Below are 12,670 nucleotides of genomic sequence, written 5' to 3' on the forward strand. Positions count from 1 at the left end.
ACCGTGGCCCAGCGTCGAATTCCTTGCCTGATGATCCGTGGCGGCACCTCCAAGGGGGCCTACTTCCTGGCCAGCGACCTGCCTGACGACAGCGCCGCCCGCGACCGCCTGCTGCTGGCCGCCATGGGTTCGCCCGATGCCCGGCAGATCGATGGCATTGGCGGCGGCGACTCGCTGACCAGCAAGGTAGCGATCATCAAGCCTTCGACGCGGCCCGGCGTTGACGTCGACTACCTGTTTGCCCAGGTGGTGGTGGATGAACCGCGGGTGGACTACGGCCAGAACTGCGGCAACATCCTCGCCGGCGTCGGCCCCTTTGCCCTGGAGCGCGGTCTGGTCAAGGCCACTGGCGACGTCACCGCCGTGCGCATCTTCATGGAGAACACCGGCCAGACCGCCACCGCCCAGGTGCAGACCCCGGGCGGCGAAGTGGCCTACGCCGGTGACACCCGTATCGACGGCGTGCCGGGCACCTCCGCGGCCATTGTCATCGACTTCGACGACATTGCCGGCTCCAGCTGTGGCGAGCTGTTTCCCACCGGCAACGTCGTCGATACCTTCGACGGCGTGGCGGTGACCTGCATCGACAACGGCATGCCGGTGGTGCTGATCCGCGCCGCCGACCTGGGCCGCACGGGCTACGAAAGCCGCGCCGAGCTGGACGCCGACACGCCATTGAAGGCGCGCATCGAGGCCATCCGCCTGCAGGCGGGCCCAGCCATGAACCTGGGCGACGTCAGCGCGCGCACCGTGCCGAAAATGTGCCTGGTGGCGGCGCCGCAACAGGGCGGGGCCATCAGCAGCCGCAGCTTCATCCCCCACAAGTGCCATGCATCCATCGGCGTGTTTGGCGCAGTCAGCGTCGCCACGGCGTGCCTGTACCCCGGCTCAGTGGCCGATGGCCTTGGCGTGGTGCCCGAAGGCGCCCACAAGCGCCTGGCGGTGGAACATCCCACCGGCGAGTTCACCGTGGCGGTGCACACCGATAACGGCCAGGTGATCAGCTGTGGCCTGGTTCGCACGGCGCGGTTGCTGTTCGATGGCCAGGTGTGTATCGGCTGACCCCGTAGCCGCTGCCTGACGGCAGCGGCTACGGATTTGCATGATAGGCCTGCGAACTGGCGCAACCCGTTGCAGTCGGATTTACTGGTACCCTCATAGGGTCAACGTTTTTCCGACTCCAACAGGTGCCAATGGACCGCTACGCCCCCCACCAATGGCTGCCCCACGAAAAGCCGACGCTGCCCGGTTCACCGTCGACGCCGCTGCATTCCACGCCCAAGCGCCTGGCCTTCGGCGCGGTCGGGCTGCTGGTGGCCATCACCGGCGGCCTGGGCAACGCGCTGGTCACCGCCAACCTGCAATTTTTGCAGGGCGCCCTGGGCGCCACCCAGGCGGAAATGGCCTGGCTGCCGGCCGCCTACGTCATGACCAACATCTCCATGAACCTGGTGCTGGTGAAGTTCCGCCAGCAGTTTGGCCTGCGCGCGTTCACCGAAGGCTTCCTGGTGCTGTACGCCCTGGTGACCTTCGCCCACCTGTTCGTCAACGACCTCGACTCGGCCATTGCCGTGCGCGCGGCCCACGGCATGGTGGGGGCGGCGCTCAGCTCCCTGGGCCTGTATTACATGACCCAGGCCTTCCCGGCGAAATGGCGGCTCAAGGCCCTGGTGCTGGGGCTGGGCTCATCGCAGCTGGCCTTGCCCCTGGCCCGGGTGTTCTCCGAAGACCTGCTGCAGATCGCCGAATGGCGCGGGCTCTACCTGTTCGAACTGGGCCTGGCGCTGACCGCCCTGGGCTGCGTGTTCATGCTCAAGCTGCCGCCCGGCGACCGCTTCAAGACCTTCGAACCGCTGGACTTCCTCACCTTCGGCATCCTCGCCACCGGCTTTGCCCTGCTGTGCGCGGTGCTGTCCCTGGGGCGCATCGACTGGTGGCTGGCGGCGCCGTGGATCGGCTGGGCCTCGGCGGCGGCCATCGTGCTGATCTTCACCGGCCTTGCCATCGAGCATAACCGCAGCAACCCCATGCTCATGACCCGCTGGCTGGGCAGCGGCGTGGCCATCCGCCTGGCGCTGGGGGTGATCCTGATCCGCATGGTGGCTTCGGAACAATCCACCGGCGCGGTGGGCTTCCTGCAGGCGCTGAACATGAGCCAGGAGCAGATGCGCAGCCTGTATTTCGTGATGCTGGTGGGCGCGGTGGCGGGGCTGGCGGTCAGCGCCTGGACCATCCGCCCCGAGCACCTGTTCATGCCGCTGATCGTGTCCCTGGCGCTGATGGCCACCGGGTCCTACATGGATTCGTTCTCCAACAACCTCACGCGGCCCTGGAACATGTACTTCAGCCAGTTCCTGCTGGCCTTCGGCGGCACCTTCTTCGTCGGCCCGACCATGGCGCTGGGCACCCGCAACGTCATCACCAACCCGCGCAACCTGATCAGTTTCTCGGTGCTGTTCGGTATCTGCAATAACCTGGGCAGCCTGATCGGCGCGGCGCTGCTGGGTACCTACCAGATCGTGCGGGAGAAATTCCATTCCAGCGTCATCGTCGAGCAGCTCACCTTGATGGACCCGTTGGTGGTGGCCCGCGTGCAGAGCAGCGCGGCCAGCTATGCTTCCACCGTGGCCGACCCCTCGGCGCGCACCAACCTGGGCTACCGCGCGCTGTCCACCGTGGCCACCCGCGAGGCCAACATCCTCGCCTACAACGACGTGTTCATGTTCATCGCCGGCGTCGCGGTGCTGACCATGCTCTGGATCTTCATCCGCAGCCTGTGGCTGCTGACTACCACCACCCAGGCGGCCCCACCGGCGCCGCCTTCCGTACCTGCCAGCGGCGCGCCCCCTTCATGACCGAACCGACCACCACGACCACCAACGCCATCGCCTCCACCCCCGAGGGCGTGGCCCCGCCTGCCACGGCGCCACGCTCGCTGCGGGTGCGGGTGATTTCCTCGCTGATGTTCGCCAGCGTCGCCATCGTCGGCGTGCTGATCGTGCTGTACGCCTGGGAACTGCCGCCGTTCAGCAGCAAGATCGAGAGCACCGAGGATGCCCTGGTGCGCGGCCAGACCACCATCATCGGCCCGCAGCTGAGCGGCTACGTGTTCGAGGTGCCGGTGCAGGACTTCCAGTTCGTCAAGACCGGCGACCTGCTGGTGCGCCTCGACGACCGCATCTACAAGCAGAAGGTCGACCAGTCCCTGGCGCAGCTGGACCAGGCCAAGGCCTCCCTGGCCAACAACCTGCAGCAGCGGCGCAGCGCCGAAGCCACCATCGACCAGCGCCAGGCCGCCATCGGCGACAGCGACGCCCAGGCGCGCAAGAGCGCCGCCGACCTGCGCCGCAACGAAGACCTGATCAGCGACGGCTCGGTGTCGCGCAGCCAGCTCGACGTGACCCGCGCCGCCAACGCCGCGGCCATCGCCTCCCTGGCCCAGGCCAAGGCCGCGCTGGAAATCTCGAAACAGGACCTGCAGACCGTCATCGTCAACCGCGCCTCCCTCGAAGCCGCCGTCAGCAGCGCCGAAGCTGCCGTGGAACTGGCGCGTATCGACTACGCCAACACCCGCATCACCGCCCCGCGCGACGGCCAGCTGGGGCAGATCAGCGTGCGCCTGGGCGCCTACGTCAACTCCGGCGCCCAGCTCATGGCCCTGGTGCCGGACAACCTCTGGGTCATCGCCAACATGAAGGAAACCCAAATGGCCAACGTGCGCGTCGGCCAGCCCGCCACCTTCACCGTCGACGCCCTCAACCACCTGCGCCTGCGCGGCCACGTGCAACGCATCTCGCCAGCCACCGGCTCGGAATTCAGCCTGCTGCAGGCCGACAACGCCACCGGCAACTTCGTCAAGATCGCCCAGCGCATCCCGGTGCGCATCACCGTCGACAAGGACCAGCCGGAGGCGCAACGCCTGCGGCCGGGGATGTCGGTAGTGGTGAGTATTGATACCGGGTATGTGGTGGAGGGGGAGCGTGGGGTGCCGGAGGAGGGGGTTGAGGATTAAGGGCTGTCACTCTCGGCTTAAGTGTAGAAGGGGGGCTAGTGGTCGTCAGAGATCTTTCCGAATGATGGTCTTGCCAATATTTTTCAATGCGCAGCGGTACTGCTTTCGCCAGTTCGTCTGCCAGTCTGACGACGTCATGCTCGGAAGGCCGAAGGCCTCGGCGATATCGCTGTATGACATTTCCTCCGGTTGTTGCTGGCATAGCATCGGGAACGAGCAGTAGCCCCGGAATAACCTGGAAAACAGCTTGTCGATGGCGATACCTTCGTATGACTGGGCCGCCAGCTTTTCGCACCCCGCTTTATTCAAGATATAGGCGTGTGTTCCGCGGACTCGACAGCGGGCGATGCCCAGGTTCCACGTCAACCACAGTGTGCCCAGCGTGGTTCCTAGATAAAAAAGCTCAGGGTCGTTGAGTGTCAGAAAACGGTTTATACGGCTTATCTGCTTGCGGCTTACTTGTTCCAGAGTGGCGTCGTCTTCCAACAGCAACACACGATCATAGCCTCTGGCCAAGGCTATCCTGGCGCAAGCCTGGTGTGATTCGAAACAACCTCGTTCAGGGTCGGCGTCGCGCTGGGCCAGGTAGAATTCAATGGCCAGGTCGGTCCCCTCGAATTCGCTCGCCAGCAGCGTTCTTCGATCGTCCCTGTTCTCCAGGCTTATGCAAAGTACGCCATCGACGCTCAAGGATTGTAATGCTGTTTTATCGTTGTTCACTGTTGCGGACCGGACGATGACAAAAACCGAATGTTAAAAGGCTGGCCTGTTCCTTGATGCCAGCCACGTCCGATCGGGGTGTAAGGTATTTCTTGAAAATGGGTTGAAAGTGTTCTCTTTTTTTAACGTACTTGAAGGGTGATGGTTTTCAGTGTGTTGGCGAGGGGCAGGTTGGACTGTGTATCAACGGCAACCAACCTGCCCACGTTGTGGGCGGCAGGGCCGATGAAGAGGAAGAAGCGTTCGATCTCGGTGACCGGGCCTTGGCCCAGGTTGAGATTGTTCACGCTGACGTTACCTTGAGCCATGGTGTGGCCTCGCAAGTCGGTTATGGGGGAGATGAGTCAAAGGGAGCGACCGCGGTCGAGGACGGCGGCCTGTTCGGCTGTCCACAAGTCGTACGGTAAGAAGCCCCAGCGTTTGCCGAACGCTTCGAATTCGCCTTCGGGTTCCTCGCTGAGCCAGACGGCTTCGTTGAAAACCAGCAGCAGCTGCAGGTGGTGGCGCTGGTCCACCTGGGGGGAAACGGTGCAGCCGGGGATGTCCAGCTTGCGCAGTTCGGTGTCGTTGTCGTGGCGTTGCAACCAGGCGGCGACCAGGGCCATCAGGCGCAGGGGAGCGATGTCCGTGCGGTAACACTCAAGCACGGCGCGGTAGTTCAACTGGCCCATGCACATGCCTTGGCTGGAGGGCTTCCAGTTCATTTGCAGGTTGATGTGTTCCGCCCGGCTGGAGAGTTGATCAGGGGCCAGTAGCCCGCTTTCGAGCAGGTAGTTGGACAGCGCACGTAACTTTTCCATGGTGCAGCTCCGGATGGGTTCGGGTGCTGACCACGTTAGAAAAGAGCGCCGCTGGGTGACAAACACTTGGGTTTCGATGGCTTCCGATAACGCGAAAATCGAATGCCATCGGAAAAACGCCGGTGTACAAATACGCGTTCAGATGGCCGGGTCAGACCAGCCCATTCCAATGAATGGGGCGGTTGCTTTCAGTCACAGTTTGGTGAGGGGCGAGCGCGGCAAATAGCGGAAATCTGGTGAATACTGGGGGCGTGTTTTCATCGGCAATGACCAGGAGTTAAGGCAATGCAGATCCGCTGCCGCGAGTGCGAAGGACGCGCCATCATCACTACCACCAACCGTTTGAGCAATGAGTTCACACGCCTGTATTGCGCCTGCCGCACGGCCGAGTGTGGCCATAACTTCGTGATGCAGTTGAGCTACTCCCACCCGCTGCGATTGCCGTCGAGCAAGTTGGACCAGCAACTGGTGAATCAGCTTCGCGAGCTGCCGCCGGAGCGGCTGGAAGCCTTGCTGGATGCCCTACGGCAGGCGCGGTAGGGCCGTGGACGCGGCCTTCGGCAGCTGCTACGGGGAACGCGTTTCCCGCGTTATCCGGCCATGTAGCAGCGGCCAAAGGCCGCGTCCGGAACGCTGCGCTATCAACGCACCATGCACGGCTTCTTGTTATCGAACTTCCAGCCCGGAATCAGGAACTGCATGGCCACGCTGTCGTCCCGTGCGCCCAGGCCCATGCCTTTGTAGAGTTCGTGGGCCTTGGCCACGGCGTCCATGTCGATGTCCACGCCCAGGCCCGGCTTGGCCGGGACCTTGACGAAGCCGCCTTCGATCTGCAGCGGCGCCTTGGTCAGGCGCTGGCCGTCCTGCCAGATCCAGTGGGTGTCGATGGCGGTGATGTCGCCGGGGGCGGCGGCGGCCACCTGGGTGAACATGGCCAGGGAAATGTCGAAGTGGTTGTTGGAGTGCGAGCCCCAGGTCAGGCCCCATTCGTGGCACATCTGCGCCACGCGCACCGAGCCCTGCATGGTCCAGAAGTGCGGGTCGGCGAGGGGGATGTCCACCGATTGCAGCTGGATGGCGTGGCCCATTTCGCGCCAGTCGGTGGCGATCATGTTGGTGGCGGTGGGCAGGCCGGTGGCGCGGCGGAACTCGGCCATCACTTCGCGGCCCGAGTAGCCGTTTTCAGCGCCGCAGGGGTCTTCGGCGTAGGCCAGCACCTTGTGCTGGTCGCGGCACAGGGCGATGGCTTCCTTCAGCGACCAGGCGCCGTTGGGGTCCAGGGTGATGCGCGCGTCGGGGAAGCGTTCGGCCAGGGCGGTGACGGCTTCGATTTCCTCTTCGCCGCGCAGCACGCCGCCCTTGAGCTTGAAGTCGTTGAAACCGTACTTGGCCTTGGCGGCTTCGGCCAGGCGCACCACGGCTTCGGGGGTCATGGCTTTTTCGTGACGCAGGCGGCTCCACTCGTCGCTGGCGTCGGGCTCGCTGCGGTAGGCCAGGCTGGTGGCGTTGCGGTCGCCGACGTAGAACAGGTAGCCGAGCATTTTCACCGCGTCGCGCTGCTGGCCTTCACCCAACAGGGCGGCCACCGGCACTTCCAGGAATTGGCCCAGCAGGTCGAGCAGGGCGGCCTCCATGGCGGTGACGGCGTGGATGGTGATGCGCAGGTCGAAGGTCTGCAGGCCACGGCCGGCGGCGTCGCGGGCGGCGAAGGTGGTGCGCATCTGGTTGAGCACGCGCTGGTACTGGCCGATGGGCTGGCCCACCACCAGGCTGCGGGCGTCTTCCAGGGTTTCGCGGATGCGTTCGCCGCCCGGTACTTCGCCCACGCCAACGTTGCCGCTGCTGTCGGTGAGAATCACGATGTTGCGGGTGAAGTACGGGCCGTGGGCGCCGCTGAGGTTCATCAGCATGCTGTCGTGGCCGGCCACGGGGATCACTTGCAGTTGAGTGACGACGGGGGTTCGTTGAGTGCTCATGTCGGGTTCCTGTGTGCTCGGGAAATCAGTGGGCCTTGCCCAGCGCGGTGCCGTGCAGCGGCGCGCTTGGGGTGGCGGTCGGGGCTTTGGGCTGGGTGCGGGCGAAGAACACCAGCACCGCGGCCAGGATCGAGGTGGCGGTCAGGCCGTACAGGCCGCCCTGGATCGAGCCGGTGCTCTGCTCCAGCAGGCCGAAGGTGGCCGGGGCGACGAAACCGCCCAGGTTGCCCAGGGAGTTGATCAGCGCGATGACGGCGGCGGCGATGCGCACGTCCAGGTACGCCTGGGGGATGGGCCAGAACAGCGACGAGGCGGATTTGAAGCCGATGGCCGCGAAGCACACGGCGACGAAGGCAAACACCGGCCCGCCGGTGGTGGACAGGAACATGCCGGCGGCGGCGATCAGCAGCGCGGTGGCCACCCAGGCCTGCTGGAAGCGGAACTTGCCCGACAGCGCGGCGAAGCCGTACATGGCAATGATCGAGATCAGCCAGGGGATGGAGTTGAAGAAGCCCACCTGCAGGTCGCTGAGGTCACCCATTTTCTTGATGATGCTGGGCAGCCAGAAGGTGGCGGCGTAGATGGTCAGCTGGATGCAGAAGTACAGCACGCAGAAGATCAGGATCTGGCCGTCCTTGAGCAGCTTGCCGAGGGTGGGCTTGACCGCTTGCAGCGCCTCGCGGTCCTTCTGTTCCTGGTCGATGGCGGCCACCAGGCTGTCCTGCTCCTCGCGGCTCAGCCACTTGGCGTCGTGGGGCTTGGAGTCCAGCCAGAACCACACGAAAAAGCCCAGCAGCACCGAGACCATGCCTTCGATGGCGAACATCCACTGCCAGCCGTGCAGGCCCAGGCCGTCCAGTTGCAGCAGTGCGCCGGACAGCGGGCCGGAGATCAGCGAGGCCGCGGCCGAACCACTGAGGAAGATGGCGATGGCCTTGCCGCGTTCGGCGCCGGGCAGCCAGCGGGTGAAGTAGTACAGCACGCCGGGGAAGAAACCGGCTTCGGCCACGCCCAGCAACACCCGCAGGATGTAGAACTGGGTCTCGTTCTGCACGAACGCCATCATCGTGGCGACGATGCCCCAGGTGAACATGATGCGCGTCAGCCACACGCGGGCGCCGACTTTCTGCAGCAGGATGTTGGACGGTACTTCGAACAGCGCGTAGCCGATGAAGAACAGCCCGGCGCCCAGGCCATAGGCCGCGGCACCGATGCCCAGGTCGTGCTCCATGTGTGTGCGCACGAAGCCGATGTTGACCCGGTCGATGTAGTTGACGATGAACATCAGGACGAAGAGTGGGAGCACATGGCTCTTCACTTTGGCGACGGCGCGCGCCAGGAGCGGATCGCCGTCGACGACGGCAGAGGACTGCGTTGAATTGCTCACAATTCAAAATCTCCCACTGATTATTTTTATGCGGGTAGGTGACAGGGTGGCCCCTGTTGACAGTCATCGTACAAGTGCTGACGAATTGAAGCAATTGGTTTCGTGGATTGAGTTGATCTAACCAGCGCGGTCGCGGCAACGAAACCGATCTAAAACCCGCTACGCCGTAGCCGTTGCCGTCAGGCTGCGCTGGCCATTCCAGCCACTGGATATTTGCAGCGACCGACAGGGCCAGCGCAGCCTGACGGCAGCGGCTACAGCGCGTGCTTGTATGATGAGTTGATGACAGGCGGTGTGGCGCTTTGCCACACAGTGATGGCCATTTGAAATTGATCTGGATCAATTTCACCAACAAGCCCCGCTACAAGAATGGCGCACCTCCACCGAGTAGCCGCCATGACCGCTCATTTCGCCTTTCTGAACAAGCCGCTGGCCCGGGAAATAACCCTGGTGCTGGTGCTCAAGCTGGTGCTGCTGGTGGGGATCCGCCTGGTGTGGTTTGGCCCGGCGGCTGACGTCAAGGACGACGGCACGAACCTTGGCCGACACCTGTTCGGCACCCCCTCCGCCCCCCTTGAGAAGAGTCCGAAATGATTTCCGAATCAGTCGTCGACCTATCCCGGCTGCAGTTCGCGATGACCGCGCTGTATCACTTCCTGTTCGTGCCCCTGACCATCGGCATGACCTTCCTGCTGGCCATCATGGAGTCCGTCTACGTGATGACGGGCAAGCAGGTGTACAAGGACATGACCCGTTTCTGGGGCAAGCTGTTCGGCATCAACTTCGCCCTGGGTGTCACCACCGGGCTGACCATGGAGTTCCAGTTCGGCACCAACTGGGCCTATTACAGCCACTACGTGGGCGACATCTTCGGCGCGCCGCTGGCCATCGAAGGCATGATGGCGTTCTTCCTGGAGTCGACTTTCATCGGCCTGTTCTTCTTCGGCTGGGACCGCCTGAGCCGGGTGCAGCACCTGGGCGTGACCTGGCTGGTGGCGATCGGCTCGAACCTGTCGGCGCTGTGGATTCTGATCGCCAACGGCTGGATGCAGAACCCGGTGGGTGCCGAGTTCAACTTCGTCACCATGCGCATGGAGCTGGCCAGCTTCAGCCAGCTGCTGCTCAACCCGGTGGCGCAGGTGAAGTTCGTGCACACCGTGGCTTCGGGCTACGTCACCGGCTCGATCTTCGTGCTGGCGATTTCCAGCTGGTACCTGCTCAAGGGCCGCGACATCGGCTTCGCCCGGCGCTCGTTCGCCATTGCCGCGGCGTTCGGCATGGCCTCGATCCTGTCGGTGATCGTGCTGGGTGACGAGTCCGGCTACGAAATCGGCGACGTGCAGAAGACCAAGCTGGCCGCCATCGAGGCCGAGTGGGACACCGAGCCCGCGCCCGCCGCCTTCACCCTGTTCGGCCTGCCCAACCAGGCCGAGCAGCGCACCGACTACGCGGTGAAAATCCCTTACGTGATGGGCATCATCGCCACCCGTTCGGTGGACAAGCAGGTCACTGGCATCAAGGACCTGGTGGCCGAGCACGAAGGCCGCATCCGCAACGGCATGCTTGCCTACGAGGCGCTGGGACGGCTGCGCGGCGGCGACCACAGCGACCAGGCCCTGGCCGCCTTCAACGCGGTGAAAAAAGACCTGGGCTACGGCCTGCTGCTGAAGAAATACACCGACCAGGTGGTGGACGCCAGCGAGGCGCAGATCAAGCAGGCGGCCCTGGATTCCATCCCCGGTGTGGCCTCGATCTTCTGGACCTTCCGGCTGATGGTGCTCAGCGGTTTCCTGATGCTGTTGCTGTTCGTGTGTGCGTTCTGGGCCTCGGCGCGCAAGAACGAAACCCGCAAGCGCTGGCTGCTGCGCTGGGCGCTGCTGAGCCTGCCGCTGCCGTGGGTGGGCACGCAGACCGGTTGGTACGTGGCCGAGCACGGTCGCCAGCCGTGGTCGATCGGCGAGGTGCTGCCGGTGCACCTGTCGGCCTCGAGCCTGTCGGCAAGCGACGTGTGGGGTTCGCTGCTGGCGCTGGTGGCGTTCTACAGCGTGCTGCTGGTGATCGAGATGTACCTGATGATCAAGTTCGCCCGCCTGGGCCCGAGCAGCCTGCACACCGGCCGGTATCACTTTGAAAACGGCGCCGCCGCTGCACCTGCCGCCGCCCATTCGCCCGTGCTGCAAGGAGCCGTGTGATGTTCGACTATGAAAACCTCAAGCTGATCTGGTGGGTGCTGGTGGGCGTGTTGCTGATCGGCTTCGCCCTGACCGACGGCTTCGACCTGGGCGCCGCGGCGCTGATGCCCTTGGTAGGCCGCAACGACCAGGAGCGGCGGGTGGTGATCAACACCATCGCGCCGCACTGGGACGGCAACCAGGTGTGGCTGATCACCGCCGGTGGCGCGCTGTTCGCCGCCTGGCCGCTGGTGTATTCGGCGGCGTTCTCCGGGCTGTACTGGGCGCTGCTGCTGGTGCTGTTCGCGCTGTTCGTGCGGCCGGTGGGCTTCGACTACCGCAGCAAACTTGAAAACACCCGCTGGCGCCGGGGCTGGGACTGGGCGCTGTGCATTGGCGCGCTGGTGCCGTCGCTGGTGTTTGGCGTGGCGTTCGGCAACCTGTTGCTCGGCCTGCCGTTCCAGTTCGATGACAGCCTGCGCAGCAGCTACCACGGTTCGTTCTGGCAACTGCTGAGCCCCTTCGCGCTGCTGGCGGGGGTGGTCAGCCTGAGCATGCTGTGCCTGCACGGCGGCACCTGGCTGATGATGCGCACCGAGGGCGTCATGGCCCAGCGGGCGCGCAAGGTTTCGCAAGGGCTGGCCTTCGTCTACCTGGCGGCGTTCCTGGGCGCCGGTGCCTGGCTTGCGGCCGGCAATATCAACGGCCTGGTAATCAGCTCCAGCTTCGACCCCAACGTGGCGCTGAATCCCTTGGCCAAGACCGTGGCAGCGGGCAACCCCGGCTGGCTGGGCAATTACGTGACCTACCCGATCACGGCCATCACGCCGCTGCTGGGGGTGTTTGGCGGCCTGCTGGCGCTGATCGCGGCGCTGGGCGAGCGGCCGCGCATCGCCTTCCTGGGCAGCAGCCTGGCCATCGTCGGCACCCTGTGCACGGCCGGTTTCGCCCTGTTCCCGTTCGTGATGCCGTCCAGCCTGGACCCGGCGTCCAGCCTGACCGTGTGGGACGCGGTGTCGAGCCATACCACGCTGGTCATCATGCTGGTGGCGGCGTCGATCTTTGTGCCGCTGATCCTGTGCTACACGCTGTGGTGCTACGCGAAAATGTGGGGCACCGTCACCACCGCGCACATCAATGACAACCCCCACGGCCTTTACTGAGGACTGAACACATGTGGTATTTCGCCTGGATTCTGGGAGTGCTGCTGGCGTGCAGCTTCGGCATCATCAATGCGTTGTGGCTGGAGGCGTCCGGTGCGCTGGACGAGGAGGGCAGCGGTGCACGCTGAAACCCTGGGGCCGCTGCGCCGGCCCGCCAGCCGCTGGCTGTCGCTGGCACTGGTGCTGCCGTTGAGCCTGACCCTGCTGCTGCACCCGGTGCTGCTGCTCGACAGCCGCGGGCAGTACAGCCACGGCGTGCTGATGCTGATGTTGTGGGGCATTGCCGCCGGCTACGTGCACGGGGTGGGCTTCGACCCGCAGGCGCGGGCGTGGCGGCTGGTGTTCCACCCGCTGCTGGCCTGGTCACTGATGGCCCTGGCCTACGCGGCGCTACTAACCCCGTAGCAGCGGCCGCAGGCCGCGTCCCGTCCGCCATGGCCT

Annotated in this window: 13 protein-coding genes and 1 pseudogene; 9 read left to right on the forward strand and 5 right to left on the reverse strand. The window is 64.6% G+C overall.

What is annotated here, in order from left to right:
* Positions 1 to 3 precede the first annotated feature (3 nt).
* The 3 genes from ACWKWX_RS12145 to ACWKWX_RS12155 all read left to right on the forward strand — a co-directional run bounded on the left by ACWKWX_RS12145 (position 4) and on the right by ACWKWX_RS12155 (position 4,012).
* On the forward strand, positions 4 to 1,062 hold the full coding sequence (locus tag ACWKWX_RS12145; RefSeq protein ID WP_483827838.1) for a 4-oxalomesaconate tautomerase: 1,059 nt from the start codon (positions 4 to 6) through the stop codon (positions 1,060 to 1,062).
* A 131-nt stretch (positions 1,063 to 1,193) separates the two neighbouring features.
* Complete coding sequence (locus tag ACWKWX_RS12150; RefSeq protein ID WP_416425784.1) at positions 1,194 to 2,855, forward strand: MFS transporter; 1,662 nt, start codon at positions 1,194 to 1,196, stop codon at positions 2,853 to 2,855.
* Positions 2,852 to 4,012: an HlyD family secretion protein gene (locus ACWKWX_RS12155; protein WP_416425782.1), complete on the forward strand. Its 1,161-nt coding sequence runs from the start codon at positions 2,852 to 2,854 to the stop codon at positions 4,010 to 4,012. Before ACWKWX_RS12150 ends, ACWKWX_RS12155 begins: the two co-directional genes overlap by 4 nt.
* 45 nt (positions 4,013 to 4,057) lie before the next feature.
* On the opposite strand, the gene ACWKWX_RS12160 is transcribed toward ACWKWX_RS12155, so the two are convergent.
* The 3 genes and pseudogenes from ACWKWX_RS12160 to ACWKWX_RS12170 all read right to left on the reverse strand — a co-directional run bounded on the left by ACWKWX_RS12160 (position 4,058) and on the right by ACWKWX_RS12170 (position 5,532).
* Positions 4,058 to 4,732, reverse strand: a complete 675-nt coding sequence (locus tag ACWKWX_RS12160; protein ID WP_483827839.1) for a glycosyltransferase family 25 protein — start codon at positions 4,730 to 4,732, stop codon at positions 4,058 to 4,060.
* A gap of 125 nt (positions 4,733 to 4,857) precedes the next feature.
* Positions 4,858 to 5,040, reverse strand: a pseudogene (locus ACWKWX_RS12165) (DUF2586 family protein); the annotation flags it as partial.
* A gap of 36 nt (positions 5,041 to 5,076) precedes the next feature.
* Entirely contained in the window at positions 5,077 to 5,532 is a 456-nt protein-coding gene (locus tag ACWKWX_RS12170) for a phage tail protein (protein WP_483827840.1), read from the reverse strand.
* Between the two features lie 285 nt (positions 5,533 to 5,817).
* On the opposite strand from ACWKWX_RS12170, the gene ACWKWX_RS12175 reads away from it, so the two are divergent.
* On the forward strand, positions 5,818 to 6,072 hold the full coding sequence (locus ACWKWX_RS12175; RefSeq protein ID WP_416425760.1) for an ogr/Delta-like zinc finger family protein: 255 nt from the start codon (positions 5,818 to 5,820) through the stop codon (positions 6,070 to 6,072).
* 101 nt (positions 6,073 to 6,173) lie between these two features.
* Here ACWKWX_RS12175 and gudD read toward each other — a convergent pair whose 3' ends face one another.
* Both gudD and ACWKWX_RS12185 read right to left on the reverse strand, forming a co-directional pair.
* Positions 6,174 to 7,508, reverse strand: a complete 1,335-nt coding sequence (gudD, locus tag ACWKWX_RS12180) for a glucarate dehydratase (protein WP_483827841.1) — start codon at positions 7,506 to 7,508, stop codon at positions 6,174 to 6,176.
* A gap of 25 nt (positions 7,509 to 7,533) precedes the next feature.
* The gene (locus tag ACWKWX_RS12185; RefSeq protein WP_483827842.1) at positions 7,534 to 8,814 is read right to left on the reverse strand and encodes an MFS transporter; all 1,281 of its coding nucleotides are present in this window, start codon (positions 8,812 to 8,814) and stop codon (positions 7,534 to 7,536) included.
* Between the two features lie 477 nt (positions 8,815 to 9,291).
* Between ACWKWX_RS12185 and cydP the strand changes: the two genes are divergently transcribed.
* From cydP to ACWKWX_RS12210, 5 genes are read left to right on the forward strand one after another with little or no spacing between them, the layout of a single operon-like run.
* Positions 9,292 to 9,489 (forward strand): cytochrome oxidase putative small subunit CydP, encoded by a 198-nt coding sequence (gene cydP / locus ACWKWX_RS12190; RefSeq protein WP_416425757.1) that lies wholly within the window; start codon positions 9,292 to 9,294, stop codon positions 9,487 to 9,489.
* Positions 9,486 to 11,087, forward strand: a complete 1,602-nt coding sequence (locus tag ACWKWX_RS12195) for a cytochrome ubiquinol oxidase subunit I (RefSeq protein WP_476300327.1) — start codon at positions 9,486 to 9,488, stop codon at positions 11,085 to 11,087. Before cydP ends, ACWKWX_RS12195 begins: the two co-directional genes overlap by 4 nt.
* Positions 11,087 to 12,229 carry a cytochrome d ubiquinol oxidase subunit II gene (gene cydB / locus ACWKWX_RS12200; RefSeq protein ID WP_483827843.1) on the forward strand — a complete coding sequence of 381 codons (1,143 nt, stop codon included), beginning with the start codon at positions 11,087 to 11,089 and terminating at the stop codon, positions 12,227 to 12,229. The genes ACWKWX_RS12195 and cydB overlap by 1 nt, the downstream gene beginning before the upstream one ends.
* Before the next feature lie 11 nt (positions 12,230 to 12,240).
* Positions 12,241 to 12,357, forward strand: coding sequence for a cytochrome bd-I oxidase subunit CydX (gene cydX, locus ACWKWX_RS12205; protein WP_416425753.1), 117 nt, complete (start codon positions 12,241 to 12,243; stop codon positions 12,355 to 12,357).
* A complete protein-coding gene (locus tag ACWKWX_RS12210) occupies positions 12,347 to 12,634 on the forward strand; it encodes a cyd operon YbgE family protein (protein WP_416425752.1) in 288 nt (95 codons plus the stop codon). The genes cydX and ACWKWX_RS12210 overlap by 11 nt, the downstream gene beginning before the upstream one ends.
* Positions 12,635 to 12,670 lie beyond the last annotated feature (36 nt).

It is taken from the genome of Pseudomonas imperatae (genome assembly GCF_057128625.1).